The following is an 18,327-nucleotide window of genomic DNA, read 5'->3' as shown; positions in this document are numbered from 1 at the left end:
CATGGTGCAGGGCCTCTCAAGGCCGATCGACCCAATCTCCAACTGGCGCAATATGACCCAGCCGAAGGCGTTCTTAACGCCTGGCGAGGTGCGCGCCACCTGCGCGTCGATCCGGGGAAGGCTGGAGGCTCTTGAACTGGACGCCATGATCGACCACGACGACGGCATGCCGGCCTTTACGCCGTCAGCCTTCCATCCGGTGATCTGGACAGCTGCAGCTCCCCACTGGACGATCCACCAGTACCGCGTCGCCGTCCGAGAAGCCGGAGAGGCGCTCAACCTGTACTGGAAGGAGCGTCTAACTCTCGTGAACGTGCAGGACACCGACTTTTGGGGCCAGACGCTTGCGGCCGCGCCTGCCCGGCCGGGCGTGCCACGACTGCGCTGGCCGGGACGGGACACCGACAACACCGTGAAGTCGATGCGCGAAGGGTTGATGGGACTCGCTAAGGGGCTGAATCTGGCGGTGCGAAATGTGGCCACCCATAGCCGCGACGAGATCTCCGAGCAGGACGGCATGGAGCGTCTCGGCGCCTATAGTCACCTCGCCCGTTTGCTCGACCAGTGCGAGATCGAAAGCCATCCCGACGACAGATGATCGGTATGGTCACGACAGACGCAAATCCTGCGGCGACAGCCCGCAGAGCGATCCCCTGCGGGACACGGGCGCCGGGCTATCGAGACCGCGCGGACGTCGCCGTAAGGGGTTCGTTTACCGTGACGCGTTCGTCGGCGCGCTGATCCTCGACGAAGATGGCGGGGTGACGCCCAAGGTGATCGCAGTCAGCCGCGACGGTGAGCATCAGTTCAGCAAGGTGCCTGTCGATGTCGTCACCCTGCTGGCCGGCGTCGGTGTCGCTGGTGACGCTCATGCTGGAGTGACCGTGCAGCACCGCTCACGAGTGGATACTGATCCCACGCAGCCCAATCTCCGCCAGGTCCACCTGCTGCATGCCGAGCTCTTCGATGAGCTGCGAGAGCAAGGGTTCGACGTCCGCGCGGGCCAGCTCGGCGAAAACATCACGACCAGTGGTCTCGATCTGCTCGCGCTTCCCCGCGGTACCCGGCTGCAGCTCGGCGCGACGGCCGTCGTCGAGGTGACCGGGCTGCGCAACCCGTGCGCACAGATCGACGCGTTCCGGCCAGGACTGCTCAGACAGGTTGTCCATCGCGCCGCGGACGGATCGCTCGTTCGCAAGGCCGGAATCATGGGTGTCGTGGCCACCGGAGGGGACGTTGCCCCCAACGATCTCATCAAGGTCGAGCTGCCCGACGGTCCTCATGAGCCTCTCAAACGAGTCTGACCCCTGTCAGCCCGTGCCGCTCATCGATCGTCCTGCGGGACATGGTGGCTCAGGTCGCCGATGAGTCTCGGACGTCGCCGCAGCGGGTTCGGCTGGCGGGACGGTCAGACAGGTGACGGCGGCAGCGCCGCGGAATGTCCCAAAGCGGCCCACTACGGGATACCTCTGAACCGCTCGGCGGTCACTGGCATTAGGTTCCGGCTGTGCGTTGTGAATCAGTCCTACGAGTCGATCCGCTCGTAGGTCAGCTGCAGGTCGTCCTCCCAGGGGCCGCCGTCGTGCGACATGGTCCCCTTGGCATCGAGCCGGCTGCCGTCGCTGGCGATCGTCAGGACCATGCGTTGTGCGAAGCCTGCCTCGTCGCGGTGCCACGACACTTCGCCGTCACCCACCTCGACGACGTACCGGCGGGAGATGTTCCGCTCGTCGAAGTAGATCATCGTGAAGGTGCCGGCGGCGTCGTCTGAGCCGATGACCGCCACGGCGCTCGGGATCTCCGGCTCATCGATCTCAGAGCGCATCAGGACGAAGGCGCCGCCCTCGTGCCGTGCGAACGACGTTCGGCCGTGGAAGGTCGTCCCTGGCACGTGCGGATGCCTCGCGGTCGTGCGCCAGGTGCCCAGCAACTGCGTGAGCGTTTCGAGTGCGGGGTTGGGTCGCAGCGCTTCAGCGCCGATCAGTGTCGTCATCCAGCAGATGCTTGCAGGCCCCGCAAGCCATCCCACCTCCCAAATCGCCTTCACGGCGCCTGCCGATGCGACTTGCGCAGCAGGGAGGGCCGGATGTCCCAAAGGCCGCCTTTAGGGACGTAGGTGATGGCGCCGGAAGTCCGCAGGCTAGGACCTAGCCGAGCCGCGCTTTGACGGTCGCTGACCACTCGAACCACACCGCGCCGTACAGGCCGGGCGCTTTCGTGGGGCCGTTGACGGACAGCGTCGTCCAGTCCGGTACTGCGCCGTTCGCCATGGCCGTAAGCCGCAGCTGCCCCCGGAGCCCCAGAGTGGCCCGCTCGTGGTTGTCGTAGGGCAGCGCAGTGGTGGCGCGGTAGGTGGCCATCCTCAACTCTGCAATTCGGCAGTCAGGTCTGCGTCGTCGTCACCTGCTGCGGCCCGGTGACGCGCGTACCGATCCACGGTCGCGATCAGGGCCAGCAAGAGGACCGCCAACCCGGTCATCGCCAGCCACAACTGCAGCGCGTCGGTCCAGTCATTCCACAGCCACATTGCCGTTTCCTTCCGCCCGTGGGGAGGTGACGATCCGGGCAGGAGAGCCGGCGATCCACCCAAGGACGGCCCGCATCACCCTGGCGAGCGAGCGGATACCCCAGTCGCGAAGGGATGGCTCAGCCTGCGGCACGGCGCCGGAGGAGTGAGGCCAGCCGCACGTCCCGTCGCGTATCCGCCCACTGCGGCGGCTACATCGAACATGTGTTCGCCCCATCGCGTCATCCACGAGCAGGTGTTCGGCCCGCCTCGCGAGGCCCTCGTCCTCAACGACGGCCAGTGGTGGCCCAGCGAGCAGACCGCCTGGCGGCTGTGCGACGACGGGTTCGGCTGGCGCGCCGCGGTGACGTGGCGCAGCTCCACGAGTACGGGTGGGGGCGGCATCTGACCTCCGTTCGGTCCTGGACTCAGCCAGGGCGGCTTGGTCGGCTTCGTGCCGAGTCGGGACTCCGAGACGCCCACAAGGACCCTCCGGGCACGATCGTGCAGCGCCTCATCGAGCTCACGGAACAGGCGAGCCCGCGCGCCGCCCCGGGCGGCCGATTGTGCAACACCGACTGGAACGGGCCCGCCGCTGGCAACAGCTCCGGCACGCCGCGGAGCCGAGGCTTCCGGCCCAGGCCAGACCGGTTGAGCATGGCGGGGTCGACGTCATGGCCTCGGCTGCACCTGCCGACGCCCCGCCGCGCCAGAGGAGGGCCCATGAGTGTTCAGGTACGTCAGGTGATCACCGGTCATGACGTCAACGGCAAGTCGGTCGTCGTGTCCGATGAAGCGACGCCCGCGATTGAGGTGGGAGCCATTCCAGGTGCGCAGTTCTACCTGGTGTGGGGCACCGAGGACGGCGGCGCCACGGTCGGCACCAGGGCGCAGGGCGCTCAAGTCCTCCCGTTCTTCCCCGGCTCAGGGGGCACCCGGTTCGTGCTCCTGCGTTTCGCCCCGGACTCCTCTGCTCCGCATTCGATCGCCTCGCCGGAGGACCTCTCCGCAGAGCTCGAGGACAAGCTGCCCGGGCTGTTCGGAGCGTTCGAACCGGACAACCCCGGCATGCACACCACTGACACGATCGACTACGGCCTGTGTGTCGAAGGCGAGATGTGGCTCGAACTCGACGACGGCCAAGAGGTGCACCTCACCCCCGGCACCTGTGTCGTGCAGCGCGGCACCCGCCACGCGTGGCACAACCGCAGCGACAAGCCAGCGCTGATGGTGTATGTCATCGTCGGCGCTGCTCGGGAATCCTGACCCGACGACCGAAGAACTGCTGAACGGGCAGCAGGCGACCGCGCCGGCTCGGCCGCGTCCCCACGCGGTATCGATCCATCGCCTCCAGTTTCGTGAGCCGCCGGTCCCATCGTGTCGCTGCCGCCCCGTGTCCCCTGAGCGGCCACTTGAGGACAGTGCGCGAGTTGTCGAGACCGCCGTGCACGGCGAGGCTGCGGCGATGAGGAGCAGAGGCGTGACCTACCCGGCCCCGTCCGCGCGGGTCGTGCTGCTCGTCGGCCTCGGGTTGTCTTTCTTGATCCTCGGGGTCATCGAGAGCGTGGGTCGCGTGCCGCCGATGTGGGCGGCGCTCCTTGCCGGCGTCGGTGCAGTCATGCTGTCGGTCGGCTTGGGCGTCTACTTCAGGCGCGAGGTCGGACGTCGCCCATAGCGGCCCACTCAGGGACACACCCTGGTGGCGAAGTGCATGATCGCGTCATGGCGCGCGAACGGCGATGGAGTCGCGAGACGTGGCCGACCGCGTTCATGCACGGCTTCACCTCGTGGACGGGCTCACTCATCCTCGCCTTGGGCGCGACGGCACTCGTTCCAACGCTGACAGCGTGCGGAACCGGATCGCTGGACGGCGATGCCGGGCAGGCCTGTCCTGCGGTCGACTACGGCCGCACCCTCATCGTTCGGTTGACCGGCGACTGGCCGGCGGCGGAAGGCCGCACGGTGGTCGCCCGATGCTCATCCCCGTGCGGGGCCGTCCAACTCAGTCGAGAGACCGCGGCCCCCGAGGTGACCGGCGCGCTGGTGGACTCGACGGCCTATCTGGCGACGATGGCCACGCCCGGCTTCGTGGAAGTGACTGTGGTCGAGCCGGACGGGCACCAGACCCGGGTCGACGCAGCACTCGACTGGAAGCGCGTCGGCGGTACCGAGGAGTGTGGCGGGCCGATGGAGGCGGAGGTCGATGTTCCTCTCGGCTGACCTACCGCGGAGCCTGTCGTTACCGCTGTCGATCGTCGCGTCGTTCTGGGACTGCCCCTGAGCCGCGCTCTGGGCTCGCCTGGCCAACAGCTGCTGAGCGGCCCACTTGGGTCCACCTCACACGGGCGCGACTCGGGGGTAACGACTCATCACTCGATGGCGCTCGCGTTCTCCCAGCCGAGCGTGGGTCCGTTGCCGGACACCTTCTCCTCCCAACCGTCCCTGTCCCGCTGGTAGTGCACCCAGTAGTCGTGGTGACCGTTCACGGTGAGAGTGACCTCGGCGCGGTCGCCAGCAACAGTCATTGACCGGACTTGGACACCGGCCGGCGCTGGCCACTCGGCGAGAGCAAGTCGTTCGAGGGTCCGTCGATCGTCCGGCTCATCCGCGCGGCGCACATGCGGAGTGTGGCAGGCGGTGTGCCCCATAGCGGCCCACTCGGGGCTACCGCCTACGAGGCCGTTCGCTACTGCCATCGTTCCTTCGGTCGACCTCCTCCCCAGCGGCTCGTTGACGGCCGAACCTCTCTCGGACCGTCGTACCTGGCCGAGCGGAAGTAGGAGACTGCCAGGACCAGTGCAGCGATGAGCTGCCCTGCCGAGGCCCAGCGCACCGTTTGGGTGTCGGTCAGCATCAGTTGAGCCACGGCGAAGGCAGAGACGACCACCCAAAGCCCTGAGAGGGCGTACGCCGCCCGGCGTGATCCCGAGTAGAGCCACCGCGGCTTCTTGCGGGTGGTGCCACTCGGTTTGTGGCTCATGGGCCTGAACCTACGTTGGTGGTGGTCGCGGGACCGTTCCGTTCACCATGCCGCGTGAAGCATGCCGCGCACATCAATCAGCCGTCCCCGACGCCGCCGTCGCGGGCGAACGTGCGTTGGTGTCTGTGAGCGGCCCGCTCTGGGACATCCTTGTCGCCGCCGGGCGCGGCGGAGATGCTGCCTCAGCACCTACGTGTCCGGCGAGCTCCGAGCGTGGGGTCCGCGCACTGTTCGGGCCAGTGGGGGCCAGGCCGGTAGCCCTCCGCGGTCTTGTTGTGGAGGACGAGCACGCCGGCCTCCTCGAGGTTCTCAGGGGATGGCGGCGCCGGGCATGCTGCGCGGCATGGGGACGCACCAGGCGGCCAACCGGGCCGCGTGGACCGGCTTCGCACCCGCCTATGCCGAGGCGGCCGAGCGGCACTGGGCCGCGACCGAACCGACCTGGGGAACAGCGGGCCGGCCGGAACGGGAACTCGGTCTGCTCGGCGACGTGCGCGGGCTCGACGTCCTCGAGCTCGGCTGCGGGACGGCGTACTGGTCGGCGTGGCTGCAGCGGTGGGGCGCCCGCCCGATCGGGCTGGACCTGACCCGCGCGCAGCTGGCCACCGCCCGCCGGATGCAGGCAGTGCACGGGCAGCGCTTCCCGCTGCTGGAGGCCGACGGCGAGGCGATACCGCTGCGCGACGGCTGTGTCGACCTGATCGTGTCCGAGTACGGCGCGAGCATCTGGTGCGACCCGCACCGCTGGCTCGCCGAGGCCGCGCGCGTGCTGCGCCCGGGCGGTCGGCTGGTGTTCCTCGTCAACGCCTGGCTGGCCGTCCTGTGCCAGGACGAGGTCGGTGGCATGTCCGACCGGCTGCGCCGCGACTGGCGGACGCCCCGGCGCATCGAGTGGGCCGACGACGGCAGCATCGAGTTCCAGCGGCCGCCCGGTGAGTGGATCGCGCTGCTGCGCGGATACGGCTTCGAGGTCGAGCGGCTAGAGCACCTGCTCGCCGACCCGGACGTCGACGTACACGAGCTGTGGGCTGACACGCCCGATTGGCCGCGTCGCTGGCCGCCCGAGGAGGTCTGGCTGGCACGGCTCCGCGGCTGACCGCCCCTGGCAGTCCTCGCGATCCCGCGTCCGTCCGGGCACAGACATCCACCCACCGTCGTCGGTGACGAGAGGGATCGTTCGGGGCGTTGGCCGGAACGTCCCTAGGGCCGCCCTCAGGGACAGGTCGGAGACCGTAGCCGCCGTCACCGCTCAGGGGATCGGCTACCGGCACTTACCCTTCCGACGGTGCGCGGGCGGACCGTCACATCTTCCTCACTCACGGGGTCAATATGGCCACCAACGACTGTCCAAACTGCGGCCGTCCTACGCTGACGGGGACAACTACGCGGAACGCCACGACCGGGCGTCTGCTCCCCGTTCACGTCCCCCAACTGCCGGCAGTGGCCTGACCCGGACACCGCCCTCATCCATGACGACGTGGGCAGCTCGGGGACACGCACTGCGTGCGGGAAGCGCAGCGGCGACGTGTGGACCTCGAACGAGAGCGACGTGAATTGCTCTGACTGCCTCGCGGTCATGTGACTGGGGATCGGAGGTGGGATGGGACGCAGTATGCGTGTGTGCGGTTCGCCCGTCACCCAGACCCGCGCGTAATGCTGGTCACCCATCCTGGCCCGACCTCGCGGCAGGCCGTACCGATGGACGACCGGCCACCGGCAGGCCGTACCGCAAGCCGAACCGTCAGCGGCGCACTTCGAGCATCTCGGACGACGATCCTCTACGGGACCGGTGAGCCGCGAGCGGAGGTGACGCACCTTCGTCCTGCCGTCAGGAGGTCACACGTGCCCGAACTGTCCGACCGCCTACGGGCCGTCGTCGATGCCCTGCCCCTGCACCGGGGTTTCCGCGTCCTGGAAGTCGGCTGCGGCCCCGGTGCAGCCGCACGCGAGGTCGCCCGCCGGGTCGGTCCTGGTCACGTTTTGGGCATCGACCGCTCGGCCGCTGCCATCGCCCAGGCGTTGGTCGGTTCGCGCGCTGAGATTGACGCCGGTGTGCTCAGCTTCCGTCGGGGTGAGGGTCGAGGACTTCGCACTCGAGCAGGACGAGGCGCCCTTCGACCTCGCCTTCGCCGTGCGCGTTGGTGCTCTCGACGGCCGCCATCCGGAAGTCGGCCGGCGGGCCCTGGCGCGCCGGCGCGCTGCGCTGGCACCCGACGGCCGCCTTCTCGTCGACGGAGGTGACCCACTGCGCGAGGTCCTCTTGTGACGCGCACGTGGCGGCACTGCTGCGGCTCCCCCTACCGGCCACCGATCGGTTACCGGGACGGTGGAGCTTCCCGCGCCACGTGACGCGGGGACCGGATCGCGGTGACGGCGTGCTCGGTCGTCTGGGACCGATCGAGCAGACGCTCGGCCGTGTCAGGTGTCTGCACTCCTCGGGCGCGCCCGTCGGCTTGGTGCCGCTGCTTGGGGTCGGTCGAGGCGCGGTGCAGTGCACCGGTGAGTCCGGTCGACAGGTCTGCGGCCCGGTCCACGACCCGTCGGAGGTGGTCGAGGTCGGTGCCGCGGGCCATCACGTGACGACCGGCGATGACCGCGTCTATCCGGTCGGCGGGCATGTTCTCGACAGGGGGCAGGTCCCGCGCGGAGATGACCAACCGCCCGGTGCGCGACCACCGCTCCACGGCCGCGGCCAGCTGGTCGCCGAGCGCCGGCAGCTGGGCGGTGACCTGCCGGACCCTGTCGGCTGTGCTCGGCAGGTCGCTGCGGTCGCGTAGCGCTGAGATGTCGGTGCGAGGTGCGGCCTCGGCGCGGAGCGCGCCGGCCAGCGCCTGCGCCCAGGCGACGACGCCGCGCGGGCCGGCGGTGCCGGTGCGGTGCCCGTCGTGGAAGGCCGTGCTGGTGCGTCCGGCCAGCTGCCAGGCCAGCCCGGTGACCAGCAGCGGGCCCACGTCGTCCCCGGTCGCCGCGGCGGTGATGGTGGCGGCGCAGCGGCTGGCGATCTCGGCGGCCGCGACGGCGGCGCGGAAGTCGCGCAGGGGCAGGTCGGCGCCGTCCCGCTGGGCCCGGTCGAGTGCCGCGACGAGCGCCGCGGACGCGTCGAGTGCGCTCGGTGCGGCGTCCCGGTGTGGCGGGGCGGGCGGGGGCACCAGGCGGTCGAGCACCACGACGCCGGCAGCGGTCGGCGGATCGGCCAGCGCGTCGCGCTCGACGGCGGCAGCCAGCCGGCTCACAGCCGCCATCTCGACTACCGCCGCCTGCGGCAGCAGCCGAGAGGCCAGCCCGGCGCAGTGGTCGGCCGCCTCGGCGAGTTCGACGGTGACCGCCCACCGGTGGCCGCGGCCCAGGACGGGGCGGTCGCGGCCGACGAGGTCGGCGGCGGCGCCGGCGAGGTCGGTGAGCGGCCCGCCGGTACGCGGCCACAGCCGACCGGCGGTGGCGCACGCCGCCCCCAGTGCGGTGGCGGTGCGCTGCCGCGGGCTGTCGGTCGGGGTGAGCCCGTCGTCGGTCAGGCCGGTGAGCGCCCGGCCGAGGTGCGCCAGCGCGCCGGTGACGTCCTCGATGGTCGCCGACGCCGCCGGGGCGGTGGCCCGGTCGGTGAGGGCGTCCAGCAGCTGCTGCAGGGTGGTGGCCACCGGTCAGCCCAGCCGTCGCAGGGCACGCCGAACGGTGCGGGCGGCGTCGAGGACCGGGGTACTGGCGAAGGTGTCCTCGTCGAGGTCGGCCAGGGCGGCCAGGGTCACCCGCAGGGTGATGCGCGGGTTGCCGTCGATCAGCGGGGTGGGTTCGGCCCGCGCGCCGGCCAGCTCGAGCAGCTCGGCGGCGTACAGGCAGGCGAGGGCGACCTCGGCGGGTACCTGCTCGCGGTCGGCGCCGACGGCGTCGAGCAGGGAGGCGGCGTAGCCGAGCGGATCGGTGGTGGTGTCCAGGGTCATGGCTGCTCTCCTCCGGGTGCGGTGTGGGTCGACGGTCGGTCGTCGGGGAGCGTGTGGGGGCGGTCGCGGCGGCCCTGTGGACGGCTGGCCGGCCTGTGCACTGCGGCGGCGTCGTCGCCGGTCCGGGCGGAGGCGTCGGTCGGGGGCAGGGCGGCCGGGCAGTCCTCGAGCAGCCGCCAGTGCAGCTCCCGCGCCGGGTGCCGGTCGGGCAGCGGAGCGGCGGCGGCGAGCGCGGGCAGGCGGGCGGCGACGTCGTGGCCGGCGGCGTGGGCCCGGGCGAGTGCGGCGGCCAGCGGGAGCCAGTCCGGGCCGTGCACGAGGTGGGCGCCGATCCGCTCGGCCGTCTCGTACCAGGCGAGGGCGGCGGGTGACGCGTGGTCGTCGTCGGGTTCGCTCTCCAGGTCGGCGGCGACCTGCAGGATGCGTGCGGCGATGCTGCGCCGCTGCGCCGCGGAGGTGGCCGCGCACCAGGCGACCAGGAGCTGCGGGGTGTGCCGGGTCATCCAGCGGCGGCTGACCCGCACGCCGTCGACGAGGGACATCCAGTCCCCGTCGCGGGCCGGGGTGCTCACGGGGTTCCCCCGCTCCGGCGTCCGGCGGAGCCCGACGCGGGGCCTGCAGCGGTGCCGGCGCGCAGGTCGCCGGTGAGCAGCGCCTGCCGGGCCTCCCTCGCGGCTGGGCTGGTGTACTCGGTGGCCCAGGAGCGGGCCGGCCAGTCGGTGTGCCGGCCCGGGGGACAGCCGATGCCGAGCCGTTCGCCCATCCGGCCGGTGAAGCCCGGCAGCGCGTAGCGGTGCCACTCCTCCAGCGCGTGCGGTGTGGTGGCCTCGGCGGCGCTGACGCGCAGGCAGGCGAGCACCGCCAGCTCGTGCACCAGGTGCGGGTGCGCCGGCCAGCAGGAGGGGACGGCGGAGGCGGTCTGCCAGGCGTAGGTGTGGTTGAGCCAGGCGGCGACGTCGTCCAGCCACGGCCACAGGTCGGCGCGCAGGCCCGGTGGGCAGGCGGCCGGGTCCCAGGGCCGGTGCAGCTCCGTCAGGCCGGCGGGGTCCAGGCCGATGGCGTCGGCCCCCCGGAGGTGGTCGAGGGCGCGGCGGACCTCCGGCGGCGGTCCGGGGAAGGGCCTGGCGATCCGGGCGTCGCTCACCGGGCGCTACTCTGCGCCGGTGCCCGGCCTGCGGGCCGCGCGCTGTGGTGGGCGGCTCCGGTGCCTCCTGCCCGGGGCGGGTCACCGACGCGGGCGGCGGTGACCCGGGCGCGGGCGGCGGCCTGGGCTGCCAGCAGCTGCGGGCCGCGGGGTCCGGTGAGGCAGCGGGTGAGCGCGGCGATGAGCGGCGGGGCGTTCTCGGCGACGACCAGCGCCCGGCCGGGCGGCAGCTGGCGGATCTCCTCGCCGCGCAGCACCGGCACGGTCTCCCCGTGGGTGGCCCGGGACCACCCCGCACCGCGGTGGCTGTAGGAGGTGCGCCGCACCCGGGTGGTGCCGAGCAGGTCGGACAGCTCGCGGTAGAAGGCGCCGTCCTTGCCGCCGCCGAAGGCGACGAGCACGTTGGTCAGCCCGAACAGGGTGCGGGCCTCGTCCTCGCCGTAGACGATGACCAGCTGCCGCCAGGTCTGCGCGGCGTAGAGGAAGCCGACGCCCAGGGCGCGGTCGTTGGCCATCCGGGTGCGCAGAGTGGGCAGCGGCGCGGTGGAGGGCAGCTCGTCCAGGCAGGCCAGCAGCGGCGGGCACAGCCGCCCGGTCGGCGCCGTGGCGGCCAGCTGCAGGGCGGTGTCGAGGACGTGCTCGGCCACCGCGGTCATCAGCGGCGCGGCCGAGGCGTAGGGGTCCTCGCGGCCGAGCAGGTACATCGTGCCGCCGGCGGCGAGCAGCGCCGGGATGTCGGTCGCCGGCCGCCCGGGTGCGGGGGTGCAGCGGCGGCGGATGTCGGCCTGGAAGAACAGCGCCAGGGCCTGCTGCACGGTGGTGGCGGTGTTGCCCGCGGCGCGCGGGTCGCCGTGCAGGGCGCCGTGCAGCAGCCCGTCCCAGAACGGCGTGGCGCCGGGGTGGCCGCGCAGGACGTCGGCCGGCTGCGTCGCCGCCTGCGGGTGGGCGGCCCACGTGAGGACGTCCTCGACGGTGCCCCCGGTCAGCGCCGCGGCGTGCAGGAATGCCTGCAGCACCTTGGCCGCCTCGAACGCGTAGAACCGGGCCGCGCTGCTGGCGACGCCGCCGGTGACCGCGCCGGCGACCGTGCCGGCGGTGAACGCCTTGGCGCGGCGCTCGGCGACCATCGGGTCCGCGCAGCCGGCGACCGGGTCCCACACCAGCTCCGCCAGGCCGGGCACGGCGCCGAACGGGTCGAGCACCGCCACCGGGCGGTCGCCGTCGGCGCGGGCGTCGACGGTGAGCAACAGGTCCTCGGCCTTGGTCAGCGTCACCAACGCCGCCCCCGGCGCGTCGAGCAGCGCGGGGGCGAGCAGGTCGAGGGTCTTGCCGGAGCCCTGGGGGCCGTAGACGCCGGTGGTGCGGTCGTAGGGCACCCACAGTCCTCCGGCGGCGGGAACGGCGGCGCGGCCCAGTCGCCACCCCACCTCGGTGCCCGGGATGCGACGGTCCTCGCGCCGGCGGGCCGGGGTCAGGTCGGGGCGGACGACAGGAGCGGCCTGGCGCAGCCGCGCGCGGCCGAGGACGTCGGCGACGTGGGCACGGGAGGCCATCCCGGACCGCCCGCCCAGCAGCCGGCGCGCGGCCCAGGCCGCTGCCCCACTGCCGGCCAGGAACAGTCCGAGCGCTGCTGCGGTGACGGCGTACACGACCGGCGACGTCGGCAGAGCCGCAGCCTGTGCGGACTCCAGGCCGGCGGCGGGGTCGCCGGCGAGCAGCCCGCCGACGGAGGCGACCAGGGCGGTCGACCCGTGCGGCCACACCCAGCCACCGCCGGTCAGCAGTGCCGCGGCGGCGCGGCCGGCGGGCAGCAACAGCGCGCCGGCGGTCAGCCACACGACAGCGACGGCGGCGGGCACCTCCCAGCCGGTGGGGCCGACGTCGGGCTGGGACCGGCCGACGCTCATCGCTGCCGCCCCGTGCTCGTCTCGTGCATGACTCCTCCGTTCGTGCGGCGTGGGGTGTTCATCCGGGATTGGCAGCGAGCAGGTCGACGCCGCGGTCGGCCAGCCACGGGACGGGGTCGACCGGGGTGCCCTCGATGCGGACCTCGAGGTGCAGGTGGACGCCGGTGCTGTTGCCGGTGGAGCCCTGGAAGCCGATCAGCGTCCCGGCGGTGACGGTCTGGCCGGCGGTGACGGTGTAGGCCGACAGGTGCCCGTAGCGGGTGCTCACGCCGCCGCCGTGGCCCAGTTCGACGAGGTTGCCGTAGCCGCCCAGGCCGAGACCGCCGTCGCGGTCGCAGTAGGCGCTGGTGCACTCGGCACGCACCACGGTGCCGTCGGACGCGGCGTAGACCGGGCTGTCACGGGGGCCGGCGAGATCGACGCCGGCGTGCAGGGTGCCCCACCGGGGGCCGAAGCCGGAGGTGACGGTGCCGGCGGTCGGCCGGATCCACGACCCCGCGGCCACCGGCAGCCCCGGGCAGACGGCGGCCGCAGCGCCGGCCGGGGCGCCCGCGGCGGCCCGGGCGGCCGGCCACAGCATCGCGGTCAGCTCGCGGGCGAGTGGCTCCCAGCGGGCGTAGGCATTCCCGTAGGCCGAGACCTGCACGGCCTGCGCGGCCTCGGTGAGCGGGATGACCTGCCAGTTCGGTACCGCGACGAGCCGGGCGTAGAAGGCCTCGGCGGCGTAGACGGGGTCCATCAGCTCAGCGACGGTGCCCCAGCCGGCGACCCACCGCTGCTGGAAGGGATTGACGCTGTCGTGGTCGGACCCGAGCCCGTCGTGCGGATGGCTCAGGCTGGTGGCGGTGACGGCGGCCTGCTCGGCGGTGAGATCGGGGCTGCTGCCGTCGTTGGCCAGCATCCGGATGCCGGACTCCTGGTAGGCGGTGGCCAGCGCCACGGTGACCGCGTACGGGTCCAGCCCTCGTGCGGCGGCGACGTCGGCGATCGTCTGCGCGTGGCCCATCTGGACGGCGTCCAGGTCGACGCCGGCCACGGTGGCGCCGGTGCCGCCGATCGAGCAGGCCGCCGACGCCGCTGGTGGCTGCGGGGCGGCGAGCACGGTCAGCGGGACCAGCAGGAGGAAGAGTGCGGCGAACACCGGCACCGCGACAGGGACGGCGGCCGTCCACAGCCACGCCCGGGCCGCGCCTTGCGCCGTCCCGGTCATGCCGGACCGCCGGCGGTGAGGGCGTCGTTGGTGTAGGTCAGGCGCAGCTCGGGTGCGGTGAGGACGGTCTGCACCTGGAAGACCCGGTCGCCGACCAGCCACAGCGCCCGGCCCGTGCCGGCGACCGCCCAGCCGGTGACCACCCGCTGCGCGATCGGCGCCAGCCCGAGCAGGGCGCCCAGCTCGCCGGCGACGGCCTGGTCCTGGCCGTGCAGCACCTTGACGTCGCACAGGTGCAGCAGGTCCCGGGCGATGGCGACCGCCTGCGAGGCGGCGTCGCCGGCGGTGAGCAGGTCCGAGGGCTTGTGCGCCAGCAGCACCTGCACGTCGGCGTCCCGGCGGGACAGCCGCAGGTTGGCGTCCAGGCTCTTCATCGCCTCGACGCCCAGGCGCATCTGCCGCCAGGTCTCGTCGCGGACGACGATCCGCAGGTCCCCCGGGTCGGCGATCTCCCGCATCGCCTGCCCCCAGGAGTTCAGGCAGGTTAGGGCGATGCCGACGGCGGAGTCGCCGAGCGGTTCGAGGCGGGACAGCGACAGCGACTGGATCGGGGCGCGCCAGTCGACGTCGAGGGTGGTGTGGTCGTCGAACAGCCCGGCCAGCGAGCCCGTGACCAGCGAGCCGAGGGCGTCGCGCAGGGTGCGGGTGGCGTCGAGGAAGTGCCGCCGGTCGGCGTAGCGGCAGCCGGACACGAGCTCGTCGGACGGCTCGTCCAGCGCGTGCCACAGCTGCGGCACGGTGGGTTCGGTGAGCCGGGTGGCGCCGGCGCGGTGGCCGGTGAGCAGCCGCAGCGCCTCGGCGACGGCGGTCTCCTCAACCGGGCCGAACGGCACCGCCTGCGAGCCCACCAGGCCGCGCAGCAGCACCAGCCAGCGGGCGAACACCAGCGCCTCCCGGCGGCGGGCCTCGGCGGCGCCGAGCGCGTCCCAGCCGTGCCCGAGCGGGCCGAAGGCCAGCGGGTTGACCCGGGCCGGCAGGCCGGGGCCGATGACGAACGGCTCCACACCCAGCGCCCGGCACAGCGGCTCGTACTCGTCCTTGGTGTCGCCCAGCACCAGGGTGCGGTAGCCGTAGCCCAGCATCCGCAGCGCGAACGCCTTAACCGTGGCGGACTTGCCGCGGCCGGGCTTGCCGAAGACGACGACGTTGGGATTGGTGACCGGAATGGCGTCGTCGGTGACCCAGCCGACCGGATCGCAGTAGAACGCCCCACCCGACAGCAGATCCAGTCCCATCTGTGCGCCGGTGGGCGGCAGACCGGGTGCGGCGATCAGCGGCCAGCACACCGGTGTCTGCTCCGAGGTCATCCGCCACACCGACAGCGGCGCCGGGGTCGCCGCCCTCCCCCGGCCGCGCCCCCGGGGACCGCGGCGGGGCACCAGCGCGGGAAACGGCCCGCGCTCCCGGGCGGCCGGCGGTGGCGCCGGGGCGGCGGGCAGCCGGTGGCCGAAGTCGTCGAGCAGGACGGCCACGTCCCGCCCCCGGGAACCCAGGCGGCGGGTCACCGCCGGCCCCGCCGGTCGGGCAGGCCGATCCCGAGCGGGATGGCGGCGGCGGCGAACCCGCAGTCCTGCGCCAGGTCCAGCCGCAGCGGCACGAACCCGGCGGCACGCACCGACGCCGACAGCCGCCGGCCGTGCTCGTCGACCGGCCAGGTGGCGGGCACCGTGACGCAGGCGGCCACCGCGGGGCGGACCAGTGCGCGCCCGACGGCCAGCTTCTCGTCGGCGGCGCCGACCCGCTCGCTGTCGCGCCGCTGCCGGGCCCGCTCCCGGAAGCCCATGCGGGCGCGCAGCTCGCTGCCGGTGGTGGCGCTCATCTGCTCCCGGCCGACCAGCCGGGTGGCCCGCTCCAGGGGCAGCGGGCCGAGGAACACCGTCAGGCAGCGCCGCTCCCCCGCCGTGGTGGGCACCAGCACCGGGGCCAGCGCGCCGAGCACCGCCCCGGAGTCGGGCAGCAGCACGGTGTCGGTGACCGACGCCCACGCGTCGTGCGCGTAGTGCCGCACCTCGGCGCGGGCGCGGGTGGGGCCGGCGGCGGCCATCGACACCCCGGTCGCCATGTCCGGGTTCTGGGGTGCGGCGAGGTCGGCGGCGATGAGCTGGCCGCGGTCGCCGGGGGCGAAGCCGGTGCGCACCGCGGCGGCCAGCCCGGCGGAGTCCAGCCAGGCCACCGCGGTGCAGCCGACCGGCCCGCGCAGCGCCGCCTCGACCTCGGCCATCACGCCGTGCAGCACCCGGGCGCGGCCGTCCACCCCGCCGCCGGCCTCCCGCGCGGCACGCCCGATCCGCCGCTCGCCCACCACGACGGTCACGAACGCCTCGGTGCGCACCGCGGCCGGGGTCAGCGCCGCGCCCAGCAGGGCGTTGACCTGCACCGCCAGCTCCGGCGCCCCCGGCTGGGTGTGCGCGCGCTCCCAGGCGGCGCGCTCGGCGCCGTCGTCGGGCACGGTGCGCACCTGCAGGGCGAGGACGTCGACGAGCTCGGTGCGGGTGGCCAGCTCGCACAGCTCGGCCAGCCCGGCGCCCATCCGGTCGCGCTCGGCCGGTTCGGCCAGGCCGATGCCGGGATGGGAGATCCGGGCCACCGCCGCCCAGGTGCGGGCCGCGCAGTCCTGGACGATCACCGGGCGACCGGCCAGCTGCCCGAACGGCGGCCCGTCGTGGGTGCGGACGCCGGCCAGCACGCCCGGCAGGTCCGCCGCGGACAAGTCTTCGGCCGTCCCGGCCGCAGCCCGCGAGCCGAACTCCGACCAGCCCATCGCCACTCCGATCGCGTGCAGGCACAGGTCGGCGAACCAGCGGCCGGCCGCCCGGCCGCGGACGGGCACCAGCAGCACCGCAGCCAGCACCCCCCACACCGGCAGGTAGACGACGAGGGCGACCCAGGCCCGTGCGTTGAGGGCCAGCAACGCCGGCAGCCCGGCGAGGGTCACCAGGCCCAGCTGGGCGCCGGTCATGCCGAGGAACCAGCCGGAGACGTCGCGGGCGTAGTCGCCGTAGCGGGCGGCGTTCACCGGGCACCGCCGCCGGGATCCTCGGCCCCGGGATCCTCGGCCTGCGGGCTCCGGGGAGCCGGCGGATCGACCTCGTCGGGTCCGCCGGGCTCGGTGCCGTCGATCTGCTGCGCGGGCCAGGTCACGGCGACCGGACCGTCGTTCCCGTTGGCGGCGGTTGCGTGCAGAGCCGGCCCCAGGGGACCTGAGGGGCGGGCGCTGTCCTCCTGGCGGGTTGGCCGTCCGAGCCGGGGCGGCCGCGGCGCCCCCGGGCCGGACCCCTGACCGCCCGGAGCCCCGCCGGATGCCGGCTGCCCGTAGTAGGGCGCGGAGTGACCGACGCCGGCGCCGGAGAGGACGTCGGCGGCCGAGGCGGCCACCCCGGCGGCCAGTCGACCGGCTGTGGCGGTGCCGGCGGTGAGCGTGTGTAGCGCGCCGGCGAAGCGTCCACTGGTCGCGGTGTCCGCGGTCGACTCGCCCTGCGCGCGGTCCCCGGCCAGCTGCGCCGCCGCGCCTGAGGCGGCCACGCCACCGGAGCCGGCAGCAGCGGCAACTCCCGCGGCCCGTCCACCTGCACCGCCGAGGTTGCCCAGCGCGCCCATCACTCCGCCGGAGGCGGCCAGCGAGGACCGCAGCGCCGCCCCGCTCAAGGTGCCCGGGTCGACGAAGGCCAGCAGCCGGAACAGCGCCAGCGGGCAGATCGCGCCGAGCAGGATCAGCAGGCAGCCGACCACCGCCATGCCGACCGCCGCTTCGGTGCTCGTCCCCTCCGCGCCGGTGAGCAGGCCCTCGGTGACGGTCACGCCCACGCCCAGGACGAGGACCGCGACCGGCGAGACCAGCAGAGCGGCCAGGAACCAGCGCAGGCTGCGCCAGAACCAGGCGCTCGAGGACTGCGCGAGCAGCCCGGCGGCCGAGATCGCCGAGGTCGCCGCCAGCACGATCAGCGCCGCCTCGCGGACCAGCATCACCAGCAGGAAGGCGATGCTGGCCGGCAGCAACAGGAAGACCGACGAGACGCCCAGCACCGTCGCGGCCGCGCCGTCGACCAGGTCGCGGGCCACGCCGACCGACGGGTCGAACGCGGCCAGGGTGTCGATGCCCAGCAGACTTCGCAGCAGGCCGGTGGTCAGCTTGGATACGCCGGTGACCAACAGCGCGGCCACGCCGACGTAGCCGGCCCACACCAGGCCGAACTGCACCAGCCCGACCAGCACCCGGCCCAGCGTCTGCCCGTCCCGGCGCATCGCCGCCGCACCCAGCTGCACCAGCGCCATCACCGCGGCGACGGCCGCGCCGATGCCGAAGGTCACCGGGTAGATCCCGGCCAGCGGGCCGCCGGCGGACAGGTCCGGGGTGGTCAGCGCGTCGACGACCGAGAAGGCCAGGCCGAGCAGCCACAGCCCGGCCTCCCAGAGGGAGAGCATCGCGGCGACCCACACGTCGGTGACCGCCGCCTGGGCCGCGTTTCCGATCACGCACAGCGGATCGACCGGCAGGCACGAGGCGCCGCCGTCCGCGGGATCGTCGGGAGGGGCGGGGAACGCCCCCAGCGTCGTGTCCGCCGCGGCGGGGCCGGCCGACGCGACCCACACCGACATGGCCAGGACCAGCACGGTGATCAGCGCTTGGGCGCTGAGCGGGTGACTC

Annotated in this window: 20 protein-coding genes and 1 pseudogene; 9 read left to right on the top strand and 12 right to left on the bottom strand. The window is 73.6% G+C overall.

Going from position 1 to position 18,327, the window contains the following annotated elements; translation table 11 throughout:
- Position 1: 1 nt before the first annotated feature.
- Positions 2-598, top strand: coding sequence for a TIGR02391 family protein (locus tag ACWIZO_RS10170; protein WP_448642349.1), 597 nt, complete (start codon positions 2-4; stop codon positions 596-598).
- A 163-nt stretch (positions 599-761) separates the two neighbouring features.
- A complete protein-coding gene (locus tag ACWIZO_RS10165; RefSeq protein WP_448642348.1) occupies positions 762-1,304 on the top strand; it encodes an MOSC domain-containing protein in 543 nt (180 codons plus the stop codon).
- 221 nt (positions 1,305-1,525) lie between these two features.
- On the opposite strand, the gene ACWIZO_RS10160 is transcribed toward ACWIZO_RS10165, so the two are convergent.
- The 3 genes from ACWIZO_RS10160 to ACWIZO_RS10150 all read right to left on the bottom strand — a co-directional run bounded on the left by ACWIZO_RS10160 (position 1,526) and on the right by ACWIZO_RS10150 (position 2,527).
- Positions 1,526-1,993, bottom strand: coding sequence for a hypothetical protein (locus tag ACWIZO_RS10160; protein ID WP_448642347.1), 468 nt, complete (start codon positions 1,991-1,993; stop codon positions 1,526-1,528).
- Between the two features lie 154 nt (positions 1,994-2,147).
- Positions 2,148-2,360 (bottom strand): hypothetical protein, encoded by a 213-nt coding sequence (locus ACWIZO_RS10155; RefSeq protein WP_448642346.1) that lies wholly within the window; start codon positions 2,358-2,360, stop codon positions 2,148-2,150.
- A gap of 2 nt (positions 2,361-2,362) precedes the next feature.
- Positions 2,363-2,527 carry a hypothetical protein gene (locus ACWIZO_RS10150; RefSeq protein ID WP_448642345.1) on the bottom strand — a complete coding sequence of 55 codons (165 nt, stop codon included), beginning with the start codon at positions 2,525-2,527 and terminating at the stop codon, positions 2,363-2,365.
- A gap of 235 nt (positions 2,528-2,762) precedes the next feature.
- Between ACWIZO_RS10150 and ACWIZO_RS10145 the strand changes: the two genes are divergently transcribed.
- From ACWIZO_RS10145 to ACWIZO_RS10115, 7 genes and pseudogenes are all read left to right on the top strand, one after another.
- Positions 2,763-2,915, top strand: a complete 153-nt coding sequence (locus tag ACWIZO_RS10145) for a hypothetical protein (protein WP_448642344.1) — start codon at positions 2,763-2,765, stop codon at positions 2,913-2,915.
- 314 nt (positions 2,916-3,229) lie between these two features.
- On the top strand, positions 3,230-3,772 hold the full coding sequence (locus ACWIZO_RS10140; protein WP_448642343.1) for a cupin domain-containing protein: 543 nt from the start codon (positions 3,230-3,232) through the stop codon (positions 3,770-3,772).
- A 214-nt stretch (positions 3,773-3,986) separates the two neighbouring features.
- Complete coding sequence (locus ACWIZO_RS10135) at positions 3,987-4,181, top strand: hypothetical protein (protein WP_448642342.1); 195 nt, start codon at positions 3,987-3,989, stop codon at positions 4,179-4,181.
- Positions 4,182-4,228: 47 nt separating this feature from the next.
- Positions 4,229-4,726 (top strand): hypothetical protein, encoded by a 498-nt coding sequence (locus ACWIZO_RS10130; RefSeq protein WP_448642341.1) that lies wholly within the window; start codon positions 4,229-4,231, stop codon positions 4,724-4,726.
- 1,103 nt (positions 4,727-5,829) lie between these two features.
- Complete coding sequence (locus tag ACWIZO_RS10125) at positions 5,830-6,582, top strand: class I SAM-dependent methyltransferase (protein WP_448642340.1); 753 nt, start codon at positions 5,830-5,832, stop codon at positions 6,580-6,582.
- A gap of 557 nt (positions 6,583-7,139) precedes the next feature.
- Positions 7,140-7,457 (top strand): annotated as a pseudogene (locus tag ACWIZO_RS10120) (class I SAM-dependent methyltransferase); the annotation flags it as partial.
- A gap of 100 nt (positions 7,458-7,557) precedes the next feature.
- On the top strand, positions 7,558-7,752 hold the full coding sequence (locus ACWIZO_RS10115) for a hypothetical protein (protein WP_448643023.1): 195 nt from the start codon (positions 7,558-7,560) through the stop codon (positions 7,750-7,752).
- Between the two features lie 49 nt (positions 7,753-7,801).
- Here the strand turns inward: ACWIZO_RS10115 and ACWIZO_RS10110 are convergent, their stop codons facing one another.
- The 9 genes from ACWIZO_RS10110 to ACWIZO_RS10070 are packed head-to-tail and all read right to left on the bottom strand — an operon-like array spanning position 7,802 to position 18,293.
- Positions 7,802-9,121, bottom strand: a complete 1,320-nt coding sequence (locus ACWIZO_RS10110; protein WP_448642339.1) for a hypothetical protein — start codon at positions 9,119-9,121, stop codon at positions 7,802-7,804.
- Between the two features lie 3 nt (positions 9,122-9,124).
- Entirely contained in the window at positions 9,125-9,421 is a 297-nt protein-coding gene (locus ACWIZO_RS10105) for a hypothetical protein (protein ID WP_448642338.1), read from the bottom strand.
- Positions 9,418-9,993 carry a hypothetical protein gene (locus tag ACWIZO_RS10100; RefSeq protein ID WP_448642337.1) on the bottom strand — a complete coding sequence of 192 codons (576 nt, stop codon included), beginning with the start codon at positions 9,991-9,993 and terminating at the stop codon, positions 9,418-9,420. Before ACWIZO_RS10100 ends, ACWIZO_RS10105 begins: the two co-directional genes overlap by 4 nt.
- The gene (locus tag ACWIZO_RS10095; RefSeq protein WP_448642336.1) at positions 9,990-10,565 is read right to left on the bottom strand and encodes a hypothetical protein; all 576 of its coding nucleotides are present in this window, start codon (positions 10,563-10,565) and stop codon (positions 9,990-9,992) included. Before ACWIZO_RS10095 ends, ACWIZO_RS10100 begins: the two co-directional genes overlap by 4 nt.
- Positions 10,562-12,472: a type IV secretory system conjugative DNA transfer family protein gene (locus ACWIZO_RS10090; protein ID WP_448642335.1), complete on the bottom strand. Its 1,911-nt coding sequence runs from the start codon at positions 12,470-12,472 to the stop codon at positions 10,562-10,564. Before ACWIZO_RS10090 ends, ACWIZO_RS10095 begins: the two co-directional genes overlap by 4 nt.
- Positions 12,473-12,530: 58 nt before the next feature.
- Positions 12,531-13,682, bottom strand: a complete 1,152-nt coding sequence (locus ACWIZO_RS10085) for a M23 family metallopeptidase (RefSeq protein WP_448642334.1) — start codon at positions 13,680-13,682, stop codon at positions 12,531-12,533.
- The gene (locus tag ACWIZO_RS10080; protein ID WP_448642333.1) at positions 13,679-15,187 is read right to left on the bottom strand and encodes an ATP-binding protein; all 1,509 of its coding nucleotides are present in this window, start codon (positions 15,185-15,187) and stop codon (positions 13,679-13,681) included. Before ACWIZO_RS10080 ends, ACWIZO_RS10085 begins: the two co-directional genes overlap by 4 nt.
- The gene (locus ACWIZO_RS10075) at positions 15,184-16,698 is read right to left on the bottom strand and encodes an SCO6880 family protein (RefSeq protein WP_448642332.1); all 1,515 of its coding nucleotides are present in this window, start codon (positions 16,696-16,698) and stop codon (positions 15,184-15,186) included. Before ACWIZO_RS10075 ends, ACWIZO_RS10080 begins: the two co-directional genes overlap by 4 nt.
- Positions 16,695-18,293 carry a hypothetical protein gene (locus tag ACWIZO_RS10070; protein WP_448642331.1) on the bottom strand — a complete coding sequence of 533 codons (1,599 nt, stop codon included), beginning with the start codon at positions 18,291-18,293 and terminating at the stop codon, positions 16,695-16,697. Before ACWIZO_RS10070 ends, ACWIZO_RS10075 begins: the two co-directional genes overlap by 4 nt.
- Positions 18,294-18,327 lie beyond the last annotated feature (34 nt).

The sequence above is a fragment of the Geodermatophilus sp. URMC 63 genome (assembly GCF_053502565.1).
This window is presented reverse-complemented; position numbering and strand designations above follow the sequence as displayed.

Excerpts from the sequence above, each read along its gene's own strand:
- ACWIZO_RS10105 (WP_448642338.1), bottom strand. The coding sequence starts at position 9,421 with ATGACCCTGGACACCACCACCGATCCGCTCGGCTACGCCGCCTCCCTG.
- ACWIZO_RS10150 (WP_448642345.1), bottom strand. The coding sequence starts at position 2,527 with ATGTGGCTGTGGAATGACTGGACCGACGCGCTGCAGTTGTGGCTGGCG.
- ACWIZO_RS10160 (WP_448642347.1), bottom strand. The coding sequence starts at position 1,993 with ATGACGACACTGATCGGCGCTGAAGCGCTGCGACCCAACCCCGCACTC.
- ACWIZO_RS10130 (WP_448642341.1), top strand. The coding sequence starts at position 4,229 with ATGGCGCGCGAACGGCGATGGAGTCGCGAGACGTGGCCGACCGCGTTC.
- ACWIZO_RS10085 (WP_448642334.1), bottom strand. The coding sequence starts at position 13,682 with ATGACCGGGACGGCGCAAGGCGCGGCCCGGGCGTGGCTGTGGACGGCC.
- ACWIZO_RS10170 (WP_448642349.1), top strand. The coding sequence starts at position 2 with ATGGTGCAGGGCCTCTCAAGGCCGATCGACCCAATCTCCAACTGGCGC.
- ACWIZO_RS10125 (WP_448642340.1), top strand. The coding sequence starts at position 5,830 with ATGGGGACGCACCAGGCGGCCAACCGGGCCGCGTGGACCGGCTTCGCA.
- ACWIZO_RS10090 (WP_448642335.1), bottom strand. The coding sequence starts at position 12,472 with ATGAGCGTCGGCCGGTCCCAGCCCGACGTCGGCCCCACCGGCTGGGAG.
- ACWIZO_RS10155 (WP_448642346.1), bottom strand. The coding sequence starts at position 2,360 with ATGGCCACCTACCGCGCCACCACTGCGCTGCCCTACGACAACCACGAG.
- ACWIZO_RS10140 (WP_448642343.1), top strand. The coding sequence starts at position 3,230 with ATGAGTGTTCAGGTACGTCAGGTGATCACCGGTCATGACGTCAACGGC.